This window comes from Brevibacillus sp. SYP-B805 (genome assembly GCF_011059135.1).
GTDB lineage: Bacteria > Bacillota > Bacilli > Brevibacillales > Brevibacillaceae > Brevibacillus_F.
Genome location: NZ_JAALGD010000003.1, coordinates 18,199 through 38,483 on the forward strand (window position 1 = coordinate 18,199; position 20,285 = coordinate 38,483).

Consider the following 20,285-nt stretch of genomic DNA (forward strand, 5'->3'; position numbering starts at 1 on the left):
GAAGGTTGTCCATGCCAAACAAGATCCATCAAGGATATCCTTCTGTCTCGGTCCCACACAGGCTCAGAGCAGATTCATTTTGGAAGAAAAGAAACAATCGCACAACTTTTTCCGAAAAGTGCCGTTCACCAAGGATACGGCCTCTTCAAACAAAAGTATAGCAAATTTGTTACGAATTTGCACGATAATCGATATCGGCGGAGTATACTTTGTGCTGCCGGCCGGCTGCATCCTGGACGATCAGCACGCCTTCCGGGTCAAGCCCGACCGCTTTTCCTTCAAGGGTAGTGTGAATCGTCCGGACCGTCACCATGCGCCCGAGCGACATGGAAAGAGATTCCCACTCCGCCCGCGTCCGCTCGAAACCATGCGCCAGATAATGTTCGTATTCCGTTTCAAACTGCCGGCAGAAGGATTGAATCAGTTCGGCGCGTTTGACGGTTTTGCCGCTGGCGATCCGCAGCGAAGTGGCTACCGCCTTCAGCTCCTCCGGAAAGTCCGATTCAACCGTATTCACATTGATGCCGATCCCGATCACCAGGTAATTGATGCGGTCCGATTCCGCGTTCAACTCCGTCAGGATGCCGCAAAACTTCTTCCCCTCGTACAAGAGATCATTCGGCCATTTGATCTGGACAGTAAGATCGTACGTGGCTTGAATGGCTTTAGCCAGCGAGACGGCGGTCAGCAAGGTGAGCTGGGGGGCCTTCGCGAGCGGCATCGACGGCCGGATGATCAGGCTCATCCAGATTCCCGTCCCCTTCGGCGAATGCCAGGCGCGTCCCAGGCGCCCTTTTCCGGCCGTCTGTCTTTCCGCGATGACGATGGTCCCTTCCGGCGCCCCTTTCCCTGCCGCTTCATGGGCCAACAGCTGTGTGGAGGTGACATCATCGTAGGCGTGAATGACGCGCCCGATCAACCGGGTTGCAAGCCCGGCCTGGATCTCTTCGGCCTTGATGACGTCGGGAGCGGCCAGCAGGCGGTACCCGGCTCTGCGCACCGCTTCGAACCGGTACCCTTCCTGCCGCAGCTCCTCGATGTGTTTCCAGACGGCCGTGCGGGAACAGTTGCAGATGCGGCTGAGCGCTTCTCCGGAAATGAACTGATCCGGGTGCTCGTGAAACGCTTTTAAGATTTCATGCTTGATGTTTCTCATAGCGTGCTACCTCTTTTCGTGCGGCGTCAAGCAGCCTCTCCGGCGTATTGGGTAGGCCGTGCAGCGCCGTCTGCTCCAACAGATACGACAGTGTATGCCGGATCCATTCCCCCGGCTGTTTCCCCAGCGCTTCCTGCAGATCCCGGCCGCTGATGGCCAGTTCCCGGCCGGATTTGACGGGGAGGCGTTCGTATGCTTCCGCCAGGGCGTTTGCCGGCATCGCCGAACGCCGGTCCCACCAGCAGGCGGTCAACAAGCGCTCCACTTCCCTGCAGACGTGCAGGCCGTGCAGGAGAAGGAGCTTTTCCCAAGGAACGTCCCGGGGTTCATCCCAGGCAGGCGCCAGATCGTGCAGGATCGCCAGGGAACGGACGATCGCCTCCGTCTCCCGCTTCGCCATGCGCAGAAACAGGCAGAGATCATGGGCCTGCTCCGGATTCGCTCCGCGCGCGTACAGCAGCCATGCCCATTTTTGCGGCAGGGAATCAAGCAGCGTCAGGCGTGCGGCCATGGACGCCTCGATCTGGAAGAGGGGGGAGAGCAGGGGCAGCGCCCGCAAAAGCGCGACCCGGTTGATCAGATCGATGCCCGCTTCCGGATGGGGGCTGTCCAACAGCTTGGCCAGTTCCTCGCGAATCCGCTCCACGGCGATGTGGATAAGCAAGTCAGCCGTATCCGCCATCGCGGCCAGCGTTTTCTCTTCCACCGCAAACCCCAATTGGGCCGCAAAGCGGGCTGCCCGCAGCAGGCGCAGCGCATCTTCGCGGAAACGGGTGTCAGGCACGCCCACGGCCCGAATCAACCGCTGGGCCGCATCCGCCTGGCCGCCAAACGGATCAACCAGCTTGTCCCGGCGGTCCATGGCCATCGCATTGATGGTGAAATCCCGCCGGGCCAGATCCACCTGCAGATCGGTCACGAACGTCACTTCCGACGGGCGGCGAAAATCCGCATACTGCCCTTCCGTCCGGTAGGTGGTTACCTCAAACCGATAAGGCCCCGCTTTCACCGATACCGTCCCATGCTTCAAGCCGGTCGGCACATGCTCGGGAAACAGGCGCATCACGTCGCCCGGATGGGCATTCGTGCATATATCAATATCCTGGACGGTTCGTTTCAGGAGCCAATCCCGCACGCAGCCGCCGACAAAATAAGCTTCATAGCCGTTTTCCTCCAGCTGCTGGAGCACCAGGCGGCCGTATTCTTTCAGCATCTGCATGCGTCTCCTTTCAACGGGAACAGTATGGATATGGAGGAGGTTGAAGATGAATGAGAATCCTCATCGGATTGTTCCTGTTCGTCTCGAAACTGGTTCAATCGGTCAGGCTGAGATCGTGAGTCTGTCCGCATCATGTGAGACATTCGTACGGCTTGCCCAGCAGCCGGTAGTACAGGGCTTCGTACTGCGAGGTGATCTTGTCGTGACAGAACGTCTGACAGGAGCGTTCGATCCCGTTCCGGGAAAAGCGCTGGTACAGCTTCTCATCCTGCAATAGCAGCAGCGTTTTTTCCGCCATTTTTTCCACATCGCCGATCTCGCACAAAAAGCCGCACTCCCCGTCGGCTACCACTTCCGGCAGGCCTCCCGCGACGGTCGCCACGACCGGGACCCCGCAGGCCATCGCTTCCAGCGCCACCAGGCCGAAGCTTTCCTTCTCGGACGGCAGCAGCATCACATCCGCCATGGAGATCACCTCTGCCACGTCTTCCTGCCTGCCCAGAAAATGGACGTCATGGATCAGCCCCAGGTCGAACAGCTGCTGGCGCGCCTTGTTCAAATCCGGCCCTTCCCCGATAAACAGCAGCTTGACCGGCAGCTGCTGATGCACCAAGCGGAACACTTCCACCACATCCCCCACCCGTTTGACCGGACGGAAGTTGGAGATATGCATCAGCACCTTTTCCCCGTTGGGTGCAAATACCTTTTTTAACCTGCTTGCGTCCCGGGGATAGTAGCGGCGCTTATCCACGAAGTTGTAAACCGGCTCGATCCGCTTGTTTACCTGCAGCAGCTCCACGGTCTGGCGGATCAGATCGTGCGACACGGCCGTGACCAGATCGCTCTGCTCGATTCCGAAGCGGATCATTTCACTCAGGCTGGAATCATAGCCCAGCACCGTGATGTCCGTCCCATGCAGCGTGGTGACGATTTTCAGGTGGTCGCCCACCATCTGCTTGGCCAGATAGGCGCACAGCGCATGGGGGACGGCATAATGGACATGCAGAAGATCCAGCCGCTCGTTTTTGGCTACCTGGGCCATCCGGTTGGCCAGTGTCAGGTCGTAGGGCGGATATTTAAACACATCATAATGGTTGACTTCCACTTCATGATAAAAAATGTTCGGATGAAACTTCCCCAGGCGAAAAGGCATGCTGGATGCGATGAAATGGACGTTGTGTCCGCGATCCGCCAGAAGCATGCCCAATTCCGTGGCGACAACGCCCGAACCGCCCAGGGAGGGATAACAAGTGATTCCGATATTCATCAAAATGCCTCTCCTTTACGAAACGCTTGGTAGACACGCTCAATCGCCTTGCGGTGAAGCGCCCTGCTCTACAAGCTGTCACACAGGAGCGGCGACGCGCTGACAAATCCTTCGGCATAGAGAACGCCCGCCTGCTGTCCGAACAAACGTTCACGATACGCCACCATCTCCAGATAGCCATTGTTCAGCGGTGTCATCACGCTGCTCTCTTCCCGCTCGAACTGGCTTCGGTAGCAGCGCAGCACATTCATTTTCTCCTCGTAGAGCGTGCTGATGTCGACCAGAAACCCGGGGGTGGCAGGCGTATTGATGAAGTAATAGCACAGTCTGTCGGGCCGGTAGGCGGGCAGCGACCGGTGAGCCGCATATTTATGGATGCCTGCGTTAAAGACGGCTTCCCGCACGATGCGGCTGGCGCTCTCATGATCCGGATGGCGGTCCTGCCAATACGGCGCCAAGACCAGCACGGGCTTCGTCACCCTGATCAGATCCACAATCTGCCGGATCGCTTCCTCTCTGACCGCTTCCAGCCCCCGGTCCGGCAGCCCGAAGTTGTACCGCGCCGCCAAACCCAGCAGCTGCGATGCCGCTTCGGCTTCCTTCTGGCGCCGTTCCACCGTCCCGTTGGACGAGAGTTCGGCAAGGGTCAGATCCAGGATGCCCACGCGTTTCCCGGCGCGGGCAGCTTTCAGCAGGCTGCCTGCCGCGCCGATCTCGACGTCATCCGGATGGGCGCCGATGGCCAATATATCCAATCTTTCCATTATGATTTCTGCTCCTCATGAACGATTTGGCGCCAGGCGATTTCGTCTCTCGCCAGCGCTTTCAGCAGGATTTCTGCGGTGCCCAGATTGGTGGCAAAAGGGATGCGATGCACATCGCACAGCCGCAGCAGCGCAATGATATCCGGTTCGTGGGGTTGGGCGGTCAACGGATCGCGCAGGAAAATGATGACATCCAGTTCATTGCGGGCCACCATCGCACCGATCTGCTGATCGCCGCCGAGCGGGCCGGAAAGAAATCTCGTTACCGTCAGCGACGTCGCATCCATGATCTTTTGGCCGGTGGTGCCGGTTGCGTACAGCTCATGCTTGGCCAAAATGTTTTCGTACGCCATCGCCAGCTGAACGATCTCCTCTTTCTTGCGGTCATGTGCGATCAGTGCAATCTTCATCTCTGCCCTCTCCCTTTTTTCTTCTTATTTAATCAAGCAGATGCTCCAATCCATACACCAGGCGGTCCAGATTCATCACCGCTTTGATCGCCAGGTTCACCCCGGGCATGAACGACTCCCGGCTGATGGAGTCATGCCGGATGGAGAGCGTCTGACCGGTCGCTCCGAACAATACCTCCTGGTGGGCGATCAAGCCAGGCAGCCGGACGCTGTGGATGCGGAAGCCGTCATACCCCGCCCCTCTGGCACCCGGAATCAGTTCTTCTTCCTCCGGATGTCCCTGCCGGAAGGATTGGCGCGCCTGGGCAATCAATTCCGCCGTTTTCAGCGCGGTTCCGCTCGGCGCATCCAGTTTTCTGTCATGGTGCAGCTCGATAATCTCCACGTGCGGCATGTATTTGGCCGCCATTGCGGCAAATTTCATGCACAGGATCGCGCCGATCGCGAAGTTGGGCGCGATGATGGCGCCCAGCTGCGCTTCCTGGAAGCGGGTTGCCAACTCCTTCAACTGCTCCGGCGACAATCCGGTGGTTCCCACCACGGGCCGAATCCCGTGCGCCAGCGCAAGTTCCATGTTCCGGTATACATGGTGCGGGGTCGTGAAGTCTACCAGGACGTCTGGCTTGAGCCCGGCAAGCTGTGCGTTCACTTCCTCGTCGCTGCCGCGGGTGTCGACTGCTCCCACATAAATCAATTGTTCATCAGTTCCCAGCATTTTTACAACTTCTTGTCCCATTCTGCCGTTGGCGCCCGCCACGGCTACCTTGATTGTCTGCATGTGCTGCCTCGTCTCCTTCTATTTCTCAATCCGCGTCCAGCGGTCCTTGTCGCGTGTGTTGAACTTGTGCATGATCCGGTCAAACGCCTCCTGCAAATCAATGCCCAGCGAGTTGGCGAAGCACAAAACGATAAAGAAGACATCGCCCAACTCCTCCGCCACCGTCTTCTCCTCTTCATCGCGCTTCTTCGGTTTCTCGCCGTAATAGTGGTTGATCTCCCTCGCCAGTTCCCCCACTTCTTCCGTCATGCGGGCCATCATGGCCAGCGGAGAAAAGTAACCCTCTTTAAACTGGGAGATGTATTGATCCACTTCCTGCTGGATCTCCTGCAATGTTTTTCGCTGTTCCATAAAGCGTCTCCTTCCTGCATTGACCAATTCTCTCTATCGACTATCCTACCCGAAAGTTGCCGGTTTGCCAAATCATCCGGGCACTTGCGCCGCGCCTGGACATCGCCTGCCCCTTCCTATATAATGGCTCTGATGTAGGAGCGAGGGAGAGAAACTGGCATGAATCTGCGTTTGAAATCCATCTTCGCCATCATTGTCGGCACGGCGATCATGGGCTTTGGCATCAATGCATTCAACATTCCCAATCATCTGGCGGAAGGCGGCATCACCGGTATCAGCATCATCATCAAGCTGCTGATGCCCGTTTTCGACCAGGGAATGGTTTATTTCATCTTGAACGTGCCGTTGTTCATCCTCGGCTGGAAAGTGCTGGGGCGCACGGCATTCATCTATACCATTATCGGCACGAGCAGCCTGTCCCTGTTCCTGTCCCTGTTTGCCAATGTGTTCCCGCTCCCCCTGTCGGACAAGCTGCTGGCTTCCCTGTATGCGGGTGTCACCGTCGGGGCGGGGCTCGGCATCATCTTCCGATACGGCGGCACAACCGGCGGCGTCGATATCATTGCCCGCCTGTTGCAGAAGTACATGGGCATCAGCATGGGAAAAACGCTCTTCTTCGGAGATATGCTCGTGATCGGTGCGTCCCTGATCTATCTCAGCATTGAAAGCGCCATGTACACCCTGGTCGCCGTCTTCATCGCGGCCCGTGTCATCGATTTCTTCCAGGATGGGGCCTACGCCGGCAAAGCGCTGACCATCATCTCCGACCACGCCCAGGAAATCGCCCGCAAGATCCTGGAGGTGGGGCGCGGCGTGACGATCCTGTCCGGCAGGGGAGCCTATTCCGGTTCGGCGAAGGAAGTGGTCTATGTGGTGGTGAGCCGCAACGAGATCATGCGCTTCAAGTCCATCGTCCAGGAAGTGGATCCCCACGCCTTTGTCGTTGTCAACGATGTGCATGAAGTGCTGGGCGAAGGCTTCACCTTCGATGAAAACAAACAGCCGCTGAGGGAACAATAAAGCGTTCGCACTGCAAAACCCCCAAGCCTCATCCGCCTGGGGGTTTTGCATGGAATGGCAACCCTATACCGCCTGCGTCCGGTCCGCCGCATACTTCTTCCACGCCACATAGGCCAGCGCAAGGGAGACCATCGCGGTAATGCTGATAATCAGCAGCAGCGGGGAGCGGGGCTGCATCAGGATCGCCGCTGTGTTCCTGTCCTCTCCCAAAAACGCGAGCTGCATCAGGCCGTACAGGTCCCGCAGCAATTCCCGGATCGCCTGCCAATCCGTCTGTTCCTTGCGCATCTCTTTTTGCAGCAGCTGATAAACTGCGCTGATCCTTTCCATCTGCCCCTCATGCAGCTGGACGCTCATGGCCGGCCTGATCGCCAGATACAGCCGGTAATTCTCCTCAAACTGCGCCCGAAACTCGCCGCTGTCCCGTTCCAGCGCCGCATGCAGCAGGTTCTCCATCTGATTGGCAAACGACGCATAATATCCTTTCCACATCGGCTGATGGACATGGCTGAGCGCATCGATGGCCACCCTGACCTGCGTGGCGTGCCACAGCAGCTGCTCCTCCGGTACCTGTGCGGATGTATATATTTGACGTGCGGCAAGAATGGACTGGGTGACCGCATTCAGACTATCCAGCCGGATGCGGGTCGGCAGCGTCTGGTTGGGAAACAGTTCTGCCAATCGATCCAGCTTTCCCCGCGCTCCCTCCACATCTCCTCGTTTGGTCAGGGCAAGCATATCCCCCGCCAGCTTATCCAATTCAGCCAGATGCTGTTCGCTTTCCGGCTTGTTCATTTGGGAAAAGAAATAATGCACCGGCCATGCCAGGGAGAGGCCGATCAGGATCAAGCCCAAGAGAAGCAGCCGATTTTTGCGCAATGGAAAAACCTCCTTCCCGTAGTACCAGCCTATGAGAAGGAGGACAAGATTAGACCTTGATTCGCTGCGCATGGAGATTCATGTACCAGATCAGCGCGATGGAGATCAGGCTCAGGAGCACCGTGCACAGTCCGATAATGCCTTTATACGGCTCCAGGACATACGGTAAATAGGGATGAATCTCCATCACATAATCGAGAAAGTCGTTGTTCAGCGTCCATAAGGCGGCAAGCCCTACCGGCAGCCAGCTCAGCTTGTAGCATTTCGTGTAGAGGACGGATTCCACCGCCATACCGGTATGGGAAACCAACAGCATGATGTCGGTCCAGTATACCTCGTCACCCAGCATCCATCTGGCCAGAATCACGCCTACCGCCCACACCCCGTATTTGAAATTAGTGATTCCTGCCAACGCTTCCAGCAGCGGAACATGTTTCCCGAGCAGGTACGTAAGCAGGACGAGGGTAAACAATCCGCTCCCTGTTGGACTGTCCGGGACAAAAATCCGCAGCCACGGCTCGGTTCTTGCCAGCTGGTTGCCGTACCAGATGAAGCCGTAAATTGTACCGCAAAAGTTGATTATGAAAAGCATCCAGAGAAACCATCGTCTCTCAAGCGATGCCCACAACCACTTCCATAAACCGTTCATCCCCATCGTCTCCCATATCACGTGCTGCGCAACTGCCGCGACATCCGCCATTCGGCTGATGATGCGCCGTGTCGGTTGCTCCCGGAACCGGCCCTACAGTCGCCTAAGCAAAAAGCTGACCGAGTTGTCAGCCAGCTTTTTGGTGATCTGCCTATTTTAAACTTGCCAGATACTCGGCCAGTTTTTTCAGATCCTCGTCGCTACCCTGGAACATGCCAGGAGGCATGGCGCCTCTGCCGTCCTTGATCACCTTGGCAATCTCGTCGACACTCAGTCTGCTCCCGACTTTCTGCAGGTTCGGCGCAGCCACACCTTCCATGTTCACCCCATGACAGCCTTTACAGCTCTGCTGGGCCGTCCACAGCTCACCCGCTTTGAAGTCCGGATTCGCCTTTTCGGACGGTGCGGCAGCAGGCGCGCCACCAGCGGAACCGCCGCCGTGGTTGCTCGGATGCTGCTTGTTGTGCTCATCCATGGCCGCCCACGTGAGGTAGAAGATCGACACCAGCGACAGCATCATGATGCTGGTCGCAATCGGCCGTTTATGCGGACGGCGCTCCTTGCTGGCATCGAGCCAGGGAGCCAGCAGCAGGGCGGTGAACGCCACACCCGGCAGGACCACGGTTCCCAGCACAACCCAGTCACCGGAAGCCCACGGTGCCTTCAGCAGTTGGTACAGGAACAGGAAATACCAGTCAGGCAGCGGCACGAACGAGGTATCGTTCGGGTTCGCCTTGTCCGTCAACGGGGACGGATGAGAGACCGTCAAGACCAGGAATCCGACCAGGCAAACCGCCGCCACCATCCATTCCTTCAGCAGGAAGTTCGGGTAAAACGGCTCCGATTTGCCGGGATAATCGGAGTACGACGGGGCAATATTGGGGATGCGCTTCGCCGAAATGCGAGAGTCTCCGACGAAGGTAGCATCTTTATCGTGTTTAGCCATGCTAAAGCCTCCTTATATGGTCGAAGACATCATAGTGGACCGGAGATACCTTGGGCACGAATCATGACGAAGTGCGCTCCCAACAAGCCAAGCAGTGCGCCGGGCAGGAAGAACACGTGAATCGCAAAGAAGCGGGACAGCGTTTCCGCACCGACGATATCGCCGCCGGTCAACAGCGCCTTGGCGTATGGACCGATGAGCGGCACGGAGTTGGCGATCTCCAGCCCTACCTTCGTTGCGAAGTACGCGGTGTTGTCCCAAGGCAGCAGGTAGCCGGTGAAGCCCAGGCCGAGCATCACGAAGAAGATCAGCATCCCTACGACCCAGTTCAGCTCGCGCGGTTTTTTGTAGGCACCGGTGAAAAACACGCGCAGGGTATGTAAGAACATCATCACGATGACCAGGCTTGCGCCCCAGTGATGCATGCCACGCACGATGACCCCGAAAGCCACTTCGTTTTGCAGATAGCTTACCGATTCGTAAGCGTTGATGATGTCCGGTACATAATACATGGTCAGAAACATCCCGGACAGGATCTGGATAACGGTAATAAAGAAGGTAAGTCCACCAAAGCAATAAACGAAAGCGGAGAAATGGTGAGCCGGGTTCACGTGCTCTGGAACTTCGTGGTCGGCCAAATCACGCCACATCGGGGTGATATTCAGGCGCTCATCCACCCAGTCATACATTTTTTGCAGCATCTTAGCCAGTCACCCCCGGGAGAGGATTCGGTTTGATCTTGCCTAAATAGAGTTTGCCGTCTTTCACTTCAGTTTCGTACAAGTCCAGAGATTTGGTCGGTGGTGTACCAATGATATGCTGCCCGGTAATCGTATACCGTCCGCCATGGCACGGACAGAAATACTCGTTCGGAAAACTCGGGTTGGTGTTCCAGTCTACCGTACAGCCCAAATGCTTACAGATGGGCGACAGCGCCGTGATCTCGCCGTTCTCGTTCTTGGTTACCCAAGCAGCGAGCGTGGAATCGGATTCATACCAACCGTCCTTGGTATGCACCTTGAAATCGACGCGCTTGGGCTCTGGCCCGAATTCATCTATGCTTCCTACCGCTACTTTATCTGATCCACTCGAAGCTTTCAGCAGCGGGTCAACTGCAAATCGGATCATTGGCGTAATCATACCTGCAGCTAGGAAACCACCAGTCCCCATGAGTGCGTAGTTTAGAAATGTACGTCTGGATATTTCCCGTTTTTCGCTCATCTCTTTTTCCCTCCTTATCTGCAGAATAGCGTGACGAAGGTACTACGATACATACTTTCACTAGGTCAATCCCAATCATAGCTAACGCCATTTTAGATGTCAAGAATCTGCAGGGGGGTTCGACAGGCGGCTGCCCCCATCATTCACAGATTGTTGGGATTTTGTCAAATATGGAACCTTTGATTTTTGTAGTATGACCAATCCGCCCCTCTTCTATTGATTCTCCCATACCTTCAGCACCTCTTTGTACAGGACGTCCACCGTCACGTCGAACCGCAGCGGGGATGCGAGATCCTCGTCGCCGATCGGGAAGGAATGGATGCGCCCCTCCCCTTCCGGCAGGATTCCTTTCACAAGATGCCCACTAAACTGCAAAAGAATGTAATGCCGAAACCCTTCCGGCAGCATTAGTTCACGGCCGGCATCCCCGATCTGATACAAGAGGGGAAACAGCAGGATGCGCCCTTTCAACCGCTGTTCCACCGCCGCCGCCACGTTAAGCAGGTAGGTCATCCGTTCGGCGTGGGCGGGAATGCCGAGCGACGGTTGGTACAAATAAAGAGGGAGCAGTGCGGTATCAACGTACGGACGCAACTCCTCCCAATTGTGCAACTGCTCGATTGTCCACTGCATACACGCTCTTCCTCTCGCTGAAATCTGCTGTTTAGCTTACCATGAAGAAGAAGGACGCGCAATGAGGCTTATCCGGTTTCCGACTGCTCGTAGGCGATGATTTCCCTGAGCTCGTTCGTCAGAAGAAGAAAACGTTCCTTGTTTTTCATCGCCAGCGCTTCATCGATCTCCTGATACAGCGTGCGTTTGCGATACTGCCGGACTTGTTCGTCAATCACGATCTCCGACAGCAATCCGGCAACCGTATTGTTTCCGTACAGATTGGGCCATTCCATTTCCAATCCCTCACTTCAGCAGAATTGTAGAATCCGCAAAGCCGTTGTATGCTTTCAGCCATGTATGGCACAGCGGTGTGTGGGCATACAGCCATTCCCCGTCTTCCCTCTGTCCGACCTTCAACAGTCCAAGGTGCACCATCATTTTGAGAATTCTGTTGTGAAGGATGTTTACCGGTTCATCGTAATAGAAAGGTTTCAGCCATGGCAAAAGGATGTCGGCGATCCAGCGCTGCGGTATCCAGCCGCCCCCCGTCATCACCGGGATCAGCTGGACGATCATCGGCAAATTGGGGATGGCGCGCTTGTACAGCCGCAGCCAAAAGCGCACCAATTCGTGATGCACCTGATCGGTGAACGGTTCCTCCAGCTGCTCCCTGCCTTTTTCACTGATCTGCAGCCTTCCCGGGGCCTCTTCGATCCAGCGCTGGAAATAGCAGTAGTCGTAGAGCAGAGAGAAGCGGTCCGGATAGAGATCAAAATGCAAGCCATAGCCAAACCGCCATTTCTGCGGCGGCAGCGGCTCTTCCGCCACGCTGAAGAAACGGAACAGCTGCGACTGGTACCGCTTGTACATCCCGCCGTCAGCCGTTAGCGGAATCGGCTCCTGCCCCAGAAAGCGCAGGAATTGGTACAGATCGTCGCACATCGCCGTTCCCTCGTCGCGATAGACGGCCGGCTCTGCGGCTGCTGCCCCATCTCCCTTGCACAGCTTCAGCCAGGCTTGCAGGTACGGTTCACGCAGATCCTGCGGACATTGGTATTGTCCGCCCGTCTTTCCCTTGGCCGGAAACAGCCATCCCCTCTTTAAGGAATTCGCAATCAGCAAACGGGCCTCTTCCGCTGTTTTTTCCCCTTCTGCCCCCAGGGCGACGTTCGCTTTTGCCAGCAGATCTTCCATGGTAAAGAGGGTGCGCTTGTCCAGCAGCATCTGCAGAAGGAAGTGCATCTCCACGGACGTCAGCATTTCCACTTGCGCCTGGATCGTGTTCCTGTGCCGGAGATTGGCAAGCAGCGTGGTGATCAAATCGTTCTTGGAATGCGGATTGCATTCGCAGCCATAGTGGTTTGCGATTTGATGGAGCTGTCTGATGTCGGTATAGACCAGAATCTCAGCCAAATTCACCATGTATCCCTTCAATCCGTATCGAATGTATTCCTCATTCTTGCCAAGAACCGCCAAATGTAAAACAGGAAGCCGCATGACGCAGCTTCCTGTCGCTAGCCGATCCGTTTATTCGTCTTCCGTATTCCAGTCATCGTGCAGCTTCTGGTACACTTTGGCTTCCTCATACCGTCCCGCCTGCTGCAGGAGCGCAATCAGGCGGCGAATCAACTCCAGGTCAAACCCGGACAAATCCACATACTCTTTCAGCGTCTGAATCGCCTTCTCCGTTTTGCCCAGCGAGAGATAAATATCGCTCAACAGCGGGTAGCCCGCCATATATTCCTCATCCAGTGCCAGCATTTTTTCGATGTGTTCCCTTGCTTCCTCCAACGCCCCCAGGTGAAAAGCCATCAACCCGCAGCCGTACAAAATCTCCGGCGTCGTGTCCAGCGCCAGCGCCGCCTTGTAGGCCGCATACGCCTGCTCGAATTCGCCATTCTGCGCCAGCATCCTCCCCTTGAAGAGAAGCGCGTCCACCGTCGGCTCGCTCACCTTCTCCAACAGCTGCAGGGCATCCCGCTGCCGACCGACGCGCAGATAGTAATCCGCCAGCGCCGAAGAGAGCTCATCGTTATCCGGCTCCCGCACATGCGCCATCTCCAGATACTTGACGGCCACTTCATCCAGATCCTGCATCGCGTACAAATCGGCCAGCAGGAGATACAATTCCGGCTCGTCGCAGCCTTCCTCTTTCAACTGATACAGCAGCTCCTGCGCCTTCTCGGAATCGTTTTCCGTCAGGGCGATCTCTGCCTGCAGCAGCTGGCATTCCTGCCGCAGGGAGCGCTCGATCGCCGGCCGCTGCAGCAAATCGGTCAGAATGGCGGACGCCTCCGCCAGATGGCCCAGCCGGAACCAGACATCCGCCAAGTATGCCATCACTTCCGGCAGATCCTTGCCGTGTTCCTGCACTTTCCTGAGGGCCTGCAGCCCCAGTTCAATCTCGTTGCTCTCTATTTTTTGCACGGCCTGATCAATCACGTACATCCACTTTTTCGGCATTCCGGTCACCTCATTATGTACTCATGGTTCGCCCCATCGCGTCTCCACAGCAAAAAACGACCGTCCGCAGACGGTCTTATGCGCGATCTTTCACTCTTGTCATCCAGCTCATGGCCAGCACGGTAATCAGTATACCGAAAACGCCAAGGATTAAACCGTAATTGGGCTTTTCCCCCTCGGGCTGCCCCAGTGGAGGGATCAGCTGCTGGGGAGGAAGTTCGCTCTCCTCCTGCGAGACGGGAGAGATGCTTTCAATCACGACGCCATTCCCGTCATCTCCCGCCTTGGTTACCTCCGCCTTGTCACCGGGAACCATCGCGATAATGGCGTTATCCGACAACAGCGCCTGGTCGTCGGCACTCGTATTGGTATACAGCGAGAACGCACAGATCAACAGCAGGATGGCAGCGGCGCTCGCGCCGATTCTGCGCATCCGGGCGGTCAGGGTGAATACCTTTCTGCCAAGCGGAATGGCCCACTTTTCTTCGGAAAGGATCCGCGCCATGACGGCGTCCACAATGGACTTCGCGGTCGCCACGGCGGAATATTGTTCGCGCTCCGCCTGAATCCAGGTGCCGCTCTCCTTCCAGAATCGGTAATCGGAACGACAGGATTCACAGCCGTCAAGGTGGTTCTCGATCCGGCGCTTCGTGATTTCCGGCAGCTGCTCTTCCGCGTATTCACTTAGGAGGTCTTGTACGTCTTCGCACTTCATCGCTTATTCATCCCTTCAACTTCTTCCAACCGAGGCTCAAGCATGTATCCTTCCAGTTCCGCCTTGATGCTTTGCCGCGCGCGGAACAGCAGGGATTTCACGGAACTGACCGTCAAATCCAGAATGGACGCGATCTCGTTGTAATCCAGCTGTTCATATTCACGCAGAATCAGGGCGGAACGCTGTTTTTCCGGCAGGCTGTTGATCGCCTGGCGAACCAGAACTTCCCGCTCGTTGCGGAGCAGCTGCTGCTCGGGCAGACGCTCGGCAGACACCATCGGGGTTTGGGGCGTATCCTCCAGATAAACATCGGAATTGCGGCTTTTGCGGAGTTCGCTCAACACGGTATTTCGCGCAATCGTGTACAGCCATGTGGAGAAGGTGGCTTCCACGTCACGAAACGACTGGATATTTTTATACGCTTTATAAAACGTCTCTTGGCAAATATCCTCCGCCATGTGTTCCAGATGAGTATGACGCAGCATATGGCTCACGAAGGCGAAGATTTTCTTTTCATAACGGCGAATCAATTCCGCGTAGCATTCCACGTTGCCTTCTTTTATCTCTCGGATAAGCTGGGAATCGGTCATTGCCAGGAATACCCCCTTGCGATTCCGGTCCCCAACAGCCTTTGATTATATAGACTATCGGGGCATTGAAAAGTTGCGCGGTCATTTCCTCACTTTTTTTCTCTTTTTTTCAACAGAACTTTATGAAAAAACCCCCGGAAGCGGGGTCAGATCACATAGTTATATGGCTTTAAATCCCGCAGATGCCTGCCCGATCCCACATGCGTCGCATGCACCCCGTCGCGGTAAATCCATCTTCCATTCGACATAATCCATGCAAATTGGCAGAATTCGCTACCATTGAGAATAGTGGAAAGATCAAATTTTGTCAACCAATCCGACTTTTTCAGGAACAAAAGATCCGCGTGCGCCCCGGGCAGCAAACTTCCTTTCAGCGGGTAACATCCCATCGCCTTGGCCGCATTGGTGGAGGCCAAGCGCACCACCAGGCTGAGCCACGCTTCCGGAGGACCCTGCCGGACCGGTCCGGCCAGGGAGAGGTGATCCAGGGATGCAAACGCCGGGATATTGTCATACCAATGCTCCATGAGGTGGGAAAAGAGCCTGCCGCATTGCTCCTGTCCGACCAGGGCAAGGTGGTAAAAGGGTTCCCGCTCCATGACGGCAAACGGGTCGACATCGGCAACGCGCGTCCGCACCTTGCCGTAGCGGCAGTCAGCCAGCCACTTTTCCGTGATCGCCGCCCGCTCCCTGTCCCGCCTGCATTCGGGCGGGATTTGCAGCTGCAAGGACATCCTGTATTGATGAATCAGGGGATACAGCGCATCCCATGCAATCATGTCCATCTCTTTTTCCTCGCGAACGGTCACTTGGATCAGCTGAAAGCCGTACCGCCCCATTTCCCGTACGATCTGCGGCGTAAACTGGCGGGCGTCGATGGCCAGCTGCACCGCATAATCGATGCTGCAGTTATAATGAGGCGTCAGCTGGTAGAGGAGCTGTTCCCCCTCCATCCAATCGTCCAGCCGGATCGTGTCGACGATGGAAGTAAACCCTTTTGCCACGTAACTGCGCGTCTCCTGTATGTAGGCGGAAACCGAACGCATGCGGTTTACCTGCATATGGACCATGCCGATGAATCCGGGCAGGATATAATAATCTGACGCGTCGATGCGCTCAGACGTTTCATGCGGCTGAGCGTTTCGATGCATTAACAGCTTCTCTTCTCGCAAACGGCAGATCTTTCCCGCTTTGATCCAGAGATCGGCCTTCTTTGCTCCATGGGACGTAACCAAGGTTCCGCCTTGAATCAGCATCTGTCCTTCGTTCACAGCTTGTACCCCCTTCACCCGGGACGGCGCTCTGTAGTACGAGCATATGAAGAATTGGGGAAAAGATGACCCGCCGGATACGATCGGACAAAAAAAGAACCGCCGACGCGCTTGTAAGCGCATTCAATCGGCGGTAGCACATAATGTGCAGAGACTATATTGGATAGGAGTGGAGAGAAACCATACTGTACTTTTTATTATAGTGAAATGTAAGCGCTTGTCAAATGTTTTTTTCTAATTATCTTACATTTTGCCAAAAAGAGCGCCATCGCTGGTGTAGCAAAGGCGCTCCCTTGTTTTCAGTCTAGCGGGCGATCTTTTCCAGCAAGGCGGCAAAGCCGGGGAACGAGACATTGATCGCTTCCGCGTTGGCAATCGTCGTCTCTCCTTGCGCAGCCAGGCCGGCGATGGCCATCGCCATGCCGATGCGGTGATCCCCCTGGCTGTCGATGGCGGCCCCCGTCAGTTTGGTGGGCCCTTCGATGATCATGCCATCCTCCGTGGGAGTTACCTTGGCGCCGAACTTGGAGAGCTCGCTCACCACCGTCGCGATCCGGTCGGTCTCCTTCACCCGCAGTTCCTGGGCGTCGCGGATGATCGTCCGGCCCTGGGCCTGCGTCGCGATCACCGCCAGCACCGGAATTTCATCAATCAGGCGCGGGATCAGCTCCCCTTCGATCACGGTGCCGGTGAGCGGCGCATGGGTCACGACGAGATCGGCAACCGGCTCCTCATTCACCACGCGCTCGTTTGTCAGCTCGATCCGGCCGCCCATCGCCCGGACGGCATCGATGATTCCGGTGCGCGTCGGGTTGACGCCGACGTTCCGGATAACCAGGCTACTGCCAGGTACGACCATCACCGCCCCGATCAGAAATGCCGCCGAGGAGATGTCGCCAGGCACGTGAATCGTTCTGCCTGTCAGCGTCTGGCCGCCCGTTACCGTTACCGTGAGCCCGTCGCACACCACCTCGACGCCAAATGCTTTGAGCATCCGTTCCGTATGATCCCGGGAGAGATGAGGCTCGGTGACGCTGGTTCTCCCCTTGGCCTGCAGCCCTGCCAGCAGGATGGCCGATTTCACCTGGGCACTGGCGACAGGCGATCGATAGTCGATGCCGGTCAGCTCGCCGCCGCGGATGGCAAGCGGGGTATATTCGCCATTCTGGCGCCCGTCGATTTTGGCCCCCATCTCGCGCAGCGGGGCTACCACCCGACGCATCGGCCGGCGGGCGATCGACTCATCCCCCTCCATGACGGCGTGAAACGGCTGTGTCGCCAGGATGCCGGCCATCAGGCGAATGGTTGTGCCCGAGTTGCCCACGTCCAGATGCTGGGCCGGTTCAGTCAGTCCAAACCAGCCTTTGCCGTGAACGGTAACCTGGTCGCCGTTCTGCTCGATCTCAATACCCATGCGCCGGAAACAGCTGATGGTGCTCAAACAGTCCGCTCCCGGCAAAAAGCCGTGTATGGTGGTGGTGCCTTCCGCCAGCGCCCCGAACATGACGGCCCTGTGCGAGATGGACTTGTCTCCCGGCACCTGCACTTCTCCGGAGACAAGATTGGTTTGTCTGATTTTCAGCACGCGCTCTCCACTCCTTTTCTACGGGATAGGGATGTTTTATGTTGATTGAAGCGATTGAAGCGCTGACGCGAGCAAGAAGGGTTGGGTGCTTCAATCCCGGCGATACACGCTGTAATTGAAGAAGCGCAGCAGTTCTTCGCCTTTCTCCATTTCCGCCTCGCTGCGGAACGTGATGCGCAGCACCCCCAGCATGTCTTCCCGCGCTTCCAGGATCTGAATGTTGGTGATATTGATCTCCTTCGCGCCGATCAAGGTGGTGATCCGCCCGATCTCGCCCGGGTGGTCCGGTATGTCGATATAGAGATCGTACAGCGGCGGCAGCGCCCCCCGCTGCCGCTCGGGCAAACTCTCCCGAAAATCGCGGGCATCGCGGAAAAACTGCTCGATCCGGTCGCGGTCGGCCGATTCCACCAGCGCCATGATGCTGTCCAGCGTATCCCGCCAATCGGCCGCGATGCGCAGCAGTTCTTCCCGATTGTTCAGGAGAATGTCCCGCCACATCCGCGGATTGCTGGAGGCAATGCGGGTGATGTCCCGGAAGCCCCCGGCCGCAAGACGACGGTGCCACTCGTTCTCCTCATTATACCGGGAGACCTGGTTGACGAGAACAGCCGCAATCACATGGGGAAAATGGCTGACCGCCCCGACGACCCGGTCGTGCTCCTGCGGATCCATCACCACGACCTTGGCTCTCGTCCATGCAAGGAGATGCTTCAACCGTTCCACCTGCCCGGCCGGAGTCTCCGGTGACGGCGTCAGCACGTAGTACGCGTTTTCAAACAGGCGCGGGTTGGCCGCTTCTACTCCGGACTTGTGGGAACCGGCCATCGGGTGGCCTCCGATAAACGTCACCTCGCGCGGCACCCGCTCGGCCGCATAGGCCACGATGCCTTTCTTCGTGCTACCCACATCGGTCAGGATGGCTCCGGGTTTCAAGGTCAGCTGCGCCAGTTGATCCAGCAGCTTGTAGATCTGCTCCACAGGAACCGCGATAAACACAGCATCCGCCTCGCGCACCGCCGTCTGCAGATCGGTCGTGCCGGCGTGAATGACGCCGTTGGTCAAGGCTTTGTCGAGATAATCTTCGCGCACGTCAAATCCGACGACACGGAAGTCGGGATCCTGCCGCAATGCGAGCGCAATCGATCCGCCAATCAATCCTACCCCAATCACTGCAATCGTCGTTTTCATCTCCAGACTCCCTCTATCTGTCTTTTGCACATAAAAGCGCTAAATTGAGACGCCAGCAAAGATGCCGGCACCTTCACCGGCATCCTGGTCCGTTATTTCAATACGCCCGACAGCACGCTGCCCAGCGCTTTCAGCAGCCGTTCGTTTTGCTCCGCGCTGCCGATCGTGATCCGTTGATAGCCCGGGAAGCCGAGCGCTTTGCCGGAACGCACGATGATGCCCTGCTGCAGCAGCTGGCGGAACACGTCATCCGAATCGCGGTTGATGTTCACCAGAATGAAATTGGTTTGAGACGGATAAAAGTCCAATCCCCACGCCTCGAACTGGGCGGTCAGCTGTTGATACCCGGCCCGATTCAAATCGCGGCACTTCTCCACAAACGCCTGATCCGCCAGGGCTGCCCGCGCAGCGGCCTGGGCAAGCGTGCTGGTATTAAACGGTTCCCGCACATGGTTCAGGTGGCCGACAATCTCTTTGGAGGCGATGCCGTAGCCGATGCGGAGCGCAGCCAACCCATAGATCTTGGAGAAGGTGCGCAGGATGATCAGATTGGGATATTTGTCCAGCAGCGGAATCGTTTGCGGGTATTCCGGCGCCACAACATACTCGTAATAAGCCTCATCAAGCACCACAAGCACATGGCCCGGCACTTTTGCAAGGAAGGCCAGGAAGTCCGCTTCGGACACGATCGTGCCGGACGGGTTGTTCGGGTTGCATATCCAGACGACGCGGGTATTGGCATCGATCGCCGCTGCCATCGCTTCCAGATCATGGACCCCGTCCTTCAACGGGATCTCGCGCAGTTCGGCGCCTTCCACAATGGCGTTGGAGCGATACTGCGAGAAGGTGGGCGTCGCCATCACCGTATTGGTCCCTTTCTCCAGGTATGCCCGCGCAATCATCAGAATAATTTCATCAGAGCCGTTCCCAAAGATCAGTTGGTCCGGCTCCACGTTGAGAAACTTGGCCAATTCCCAGCGCAATTCCAGGGTTCCGCCGTCCGGATAGATGGCGAGCGATCCCAGTTGCTTCTGGATCGCTTCCACCGCTTTCGGGGAACATCCAAAGGGATTTTCATTGGACGCCAGTTTGATCACTTCGGTCAATCCGAGCTCCCGCTTCACATCCTCGATCGGTTTGCCCGGCTGGTAGACAGGTGCCTCTAAGATTCGCTGCTTCGGTTGCATGGGTCGAT

General features: G+C 56.8%; 23 protein-coding genes. 1 reads left to right on the forward strand and 22 read right to left on the reverse strand.

What is annotated here, in order from left to right; genetic code table 11:
- Positions 1–169: 169 nt before the first annotated feature.
- The 7 genes from G3578_RS05000 to G3578_RS05030 all read right to left on the reverse strand — a co-directional run bounded on the left by G3578_RS05000 (position 170) and on the right by G3578_RS05030 (position 5,945).
- Positions 170–1,156, reverse strand: a complete 987-nt coding sequence (locus G3578_RS05000) for a biotin--[acetyl-CoA-carboxylase] ligase (RefSeq protein WP_165209463.1) — start codon at positions 1,154–1,156, stop codon at positions 170–172.
- Positions 1,137–2,369 carry a CCA tRNA nucleotidyltransferase gene (locus G3578_RS05005; RefSeq protein ID WP_165209466.1) on the reverse strand — a complete coding sequence of 411 codons (1,233 nt, stop codon included), beginning with the start codon at positions 2,367–2,369 and terminating at the stop codon, positions 1,137–1,139. Before G3578_RS05005 ends, G3578_RS05000 begins: the two co-directional genes overlap by 20 nt.
- 136 nt (positions 2,370–2,505) lie before the next feature.
- Positions 2,506–3,642, reverse strand: coding sequence for an N-acetyl-alpha-D-glucosaminyl L-malate synthase BshA (gene bshA / locus G3578_RS05010; RefSeq protein WP_165209469.1), 1,137 nt, complete (start codon positions 3,640–3,642; stop codon positions 2,506–2,508).
- Between the two features lie 68 nt (positions 3,643–3,710).
- Complete coding sequence (gene bshB1, locus G3578_RS05015) at positions 3,711–4,406, reverse strand: bacillithiol biosynthesis deacetylase BshB1 (RefSeq protein ID WP_165209472.1); 696 nt, start codon at positions 4,404–4,406, stop codon at positions 3,711–3,713.
- The gene (locus G3578_RS05020; RefSeq protein WP_165209475.1) at positions 4,406–4,816 is read right to left on the reverse strand and encodes a methylglyoxal synthase; all 411 of its coding nucleotides are present in this window, start codon (positions 4,814–4,816) and stop codon (positions 4,406–4,408) included. Before G3578_RS05020 ends, bshB1 begins: the two co-directional genes overlap by 1 nt.
- 28 nt (positions 4,817–4,844) lie before the next feature.
- Positions 4,845–5,594 (reverse strand): 4-hydroxy-tetrahydrodipicolinate reductase, encoded by a 750-nt coding sequence (dapB, locus tag G3578_RS05025; RefSeq protein WP_165209478.1) that lies wholly within the window; start codon positions 5,592–5,594, stop codon positions 4,845–4,847.
- A gap of 18 nt (positions 5,595–5,612) precedes the next feature.
- Positions 5,613–5,945 (reverse strand): nucleotide pyrophosphohydrolase, encoded by a 333-nt coding sequence (locus G3578_RS05030; protein ID WP_165209481.1) that lies wholly within the window; start codon positions 5,943–5,945, stop codon positions 5,613–5,615.
- Between the two features lie 159 nt (positions 5,946–6,104).
- On the opposite strand from G3578_RS05030, the gene G3578_RS05035 reads away from it, so the two are divergent.
- A complete protein-coding gene (locus tag G3578_RS05035; RefSeq protein ID WP_165209484.1) occupies positions 6,105–6,965 on the forward strand; it encodes a YitT family protein in 861 nt (286 codons plus the stop codon).
- A 63-nt stretch (positions 6,966–7,028) separates the two neighbouring features.
- Here G3578_RS05035 and G3578_RS05040 read toward each other — a convergent pair whose 3' ends face one another.
- From G3578_RS05040 to hisC, 15 genes are all read right to left on the reverse strand, one after another.
- On the reverse strand, positions 7,029–7,844 hold the full coding sequence (locus G3578_RS05040; protein ID WP_165209487.1) for a sporulation protein YpjB: 816 nt from the start codon (positions 7,842–7,844) through the stop codon (positions 7,029–7,031).
- A 49-nt stretch (positions 7,845–7,893) separates the two neighbouring features.
- Positions 7,894–8,493 (reverse strand): DUF1405 domain-containing protein, encoded by a 600-nt coding sequence (locus tag G3578_RS05045; RefSeq protein WP_165209490.1) that lies wholly within the window; start codon positions 8,491–8,493, stop codon positions 7,894–7,896.
- A gap of 151 nt (positions 8,494–8,644) precedes the next feature.
- A complete protein-coding gene (locus G3578_RS05050) occupies positions 8,645–9,439 on the reverse strand; it encodes a menaquinol-cytochrome c reductase cytochrome b/c subunit (protein ID WP_165209493.1) in 795 nt (264 codons plus the stop codon).
- 29 nt (positions 9,440–9,468) lie between these two features.
- Complete coding sequence (qcrB, locus tag G3578_RS05055) at positions 9,469–10,140, reverse strand: menaquinol-cytochrome c reductase cytochrome b subunit (RefSeq protein WP_165209496.1); 672 nt, start codon at positions 10,138–10,140, stop codon at positions 9,469–9,471.
- Between the two features lies 1 nt (position 10,141).
- The gene (locus G3578_RS05060; protein ID WP_165209499.1) at positions 10,142–10,660 is read right to left on the reverse strand and encodes a QcrA and Rieske domain-containing protein; all 519 of its coding nucleotides are present in this window, start codon (positions 10,658–10,660) and stop codon (positions 10,142–10,144) included.
- A 213-nt stretch (positions 10,661–10,873) separates the two neighbouring features.
- The gene (locus G3578_RS05065; protein ID WP_165209502.1) at positions 10,874–11,293 is read right to left on the reverse strand and encodes a DUF2487 family protein; all 420 of its coding nucleotides are present in this window, start codon (positions 11,291–11,293) and stop codon (positions 10,874–10,876) included.
- Positions 11,294–11,361: 68 nt separating this feature from the next.
- Entirely contained in the window at positions 11,362–11,568 is a 207-nt protein-coding gene (locus G3578_RS05070; protein ID WP_165209505.1) for an IDEAL domain-containing protein, read from the reverse strand.
- Positions 11,569–11,578: 10 nt separating this feature from the next.
- Positions 11,579–12,694, reverse strand: a complete 1,116-nt coding sequence (locus tag G3578_RS05075) for a hypothetical protein (protein WP_165210201.1) — start codon at positions 12,692–12,694, stop codon at positions 11,579–11,581.
- 108 nt (positions 12,695–12,802) lie between these two features.
- Positions 12,803–13,738, reverse strand: a complete 936-nt coding sequence (locus G3578_RS05080; protein WP_165209508.1) for a tetratricopeptide repeat protein — start codon at positions 13,736–13,738, stop codon at positions 12,803–12,805.
- A 76-nt stretch (positions 13,739–13,814) separates the two neighbouring features.
- The gene (locus tag G3578_RS05085; protein WP_165209511.1) at positions 13,815–14,453 is read right to left on the reverse strand and encodes a zf-HC2 domain-containing protein; all 639 of its coding nucleotides are present in this window, start codon (positions 14,451–14,453) and stop codon (positions 13,815–13,817) included.
- On the reverse strand, positions 14,450–15,043 hold the full coding sequence (locus G3578_RS05090; RefSeq protein ID WP_165209514.1) for an RNA polymerase sigma factor: 594 nt from the start codon (positions 15,041–15,043) through the stop codon (positions 14,450–14,452). The genes G3578_RS05085 and G3578_RS05090 overlap by 4 nt, the downstream gene beginning before the upstream one ends.
- 146 nt (positions 15,044–15,189) lie before the next feature.
- Positions 15,190–16,314, reverse strand: coding sequence for an amidohydrolase family protein (locus G3578_RS21270; protein ID WP_206529497.1), 1,125 nt, complete (start codon positions 16,312–16,314; stop codon positions 15,190–15,192).
- A gap of 304 nt (positions 16,315–16,618) precedes the next feature.
- Positions 16,619–17,899, reverse strand: coding sequence for a 3-phosphoshikimate 1-carboxyvinyltransferase (gene aroA / locus G3578_RS05100; protein ID WP_165209520.1), 1,281 nt, complete (start codon positions 17,897–17,899; stop codon positions 16,619–16,621).
- A gap of 90 nt (positions 17,900–17,989) precedes the next feature.
- Complete coding sequence (locus G3578_RS05105) at positions 17,990–19,090, reverse strand: prephenate dehydrogenase (RefSeq protein WP_165209523.1); 1,101 nt, start codon at positions 19,088–19,090, stop codon at positions 17,990–17,992.
- A gap of 92 nt (positions 19,091–19,182) precedes the next feature.
- A complete protein-coding gene (hisC, locus tag G3578_RS05110; protein WP_165209526.1) occupies positions 19,183–20,277 on the reverse strand; it encodes a histidinol-phosphate transaminase in 1,095 nt (364 codons plus the stop codon).
- Positions 20,278–20,285: the final 8 nt, after the last annotated feature.

Excerpts from the sequence above, each read along its gene's own strand:
- G3578_RS05000 (WP_165209463.1), bottom strand. The coding sequence starts at position 1,156 with ATGAGAAACATCAAGCATGAAATCTTAAAAGCGTTTCACGAGCACCCG.
- G3578_RS05005 (WP_165209466.1), bottom strand. The coding sequence starts at position 2,369 with ATGCTGAAAGAATACGGCCGCCTGGTGCTCCAGCAGCTGGAGGAAAAC.
- bshA (WP_165209469.1), bottom strand. The coding sequence starts at position 3,642 with ATGAATATCGGAATCACTTGTTATCCCTCCCTGGGCGGTTCGGGCGTT.
- bshB1 (WP_165209472.1), bottom strand. The coding sequence starts at position 4,406 with ATGGAAAGATTGGATATATTGGCCATCGGCGCCCATCCGGATGACGTC.
- G3578_RS05020 (WP_165209475.1), bottom strand. The coding sequence starts at position 4,816 with ATGAAGATTGCACTGATCGCACATGACCGCAAGAAAGAGGAGATCGTT.
- dapB (WP_165209478.1), bottom strand. The coding sequence starts at position 5,594 with ATGCAGACAATCAAGGTAGCCGTGGCGGGCGCCAACGGCAGAATGGGA.
- G3578_RS05030 (WP_165209481.1), bottom strand. The coding sequence starts at position 5,945 with ATGGAACAGCGAAAAACATTGCAGGAGATCCAGCAGGAAGTGGATCAA.
- G3578_RS05035 (WP_165209484.1), top strand. The coding sequence starts at position 6,105 with ATGAATCTGCGTTTGAAATCCATCTTCGCCATCATTGTCGGCACGGCG.
- G3578_RS05045 (WP_165209490.1), bottom strand. The coding sequence starts at position 8,493 with ATGAACGGTTTATGGAAGTGGTTGTGGGCATCGCTTGAGAGACGATGG.
- G3578_RS05050 (WP_165209493.1), bottom strand. The coding sequence starts at position 9,439 with ATGGCTAAACACGATAAAGATGCTACCTTCGTCGGAGACTCTCGCATT.
- qcrB (WP_165209496.1), bottom strand. The coding sequence starts at position 10,140 with ATGCTGCAAAAAATGTATGACTGGGTGGATGAGCGCCTGAATATCACC.
- G3578_RS05060 (WP_165209499.1), bottom strand. The coding sequence starts at position 10,660 with ATGAGCGAAAAACGGGAAATATCCAGACGTACATTTCTAAACTACGCA.
- G3578_RS05065 (WP_165209502.1), bottom strand. The coding sequence starts at position 11,293 with ATGCAGTGGACAATCGAGCAGTTGCACAATTGGGAGGAGTTGCGTCCG.
- G3578_RS05070 (WP_165209505.1), bottom strand. The coding sequence starts at position 11,568 with ATGGAATGGCCCAATCTGTACGGAAACAATACGGTTGCCGGATTGCTG.
- G3578_RS05080 (WP_165209508.1), bottom strand. The coding sequence starts at position 13,738 with ATGCCGAAAAAGTGGATGTACGTGATTGATCAGGCCGTGCAAAAAATA.
- G3578_RS05085 (WP_165209511.1), bottom strand. The coding sequence starts at position 14,453 with ATGAAGTGCGAAGACGTACAAGACCTCCTAAGTGAATACGCGGAAGAG.
- G3578_RS05090 (WP_165209514.1), bottom strand. The coding sequence starts at position 15,043 with ATGACCGATTCCCAGCTTATCCGAGAGATAAAAGAAGGCAACGTGGAA.
- G3578_RS05105 (WP_165209523.1), bottom strand. The coding sequence starts at position 19,090 with ATGAAAACGACGATTGCAGTGATTGGGGTAGGATTGATTGGCGGATCG.
- hisC (WP_165209526.1), bottom strand. The coding sequence starts at position 20,277 with ATGCAACCGAAGCAGCGAATCTTAGAGGCACCTGTCTACCAGCCGGGC.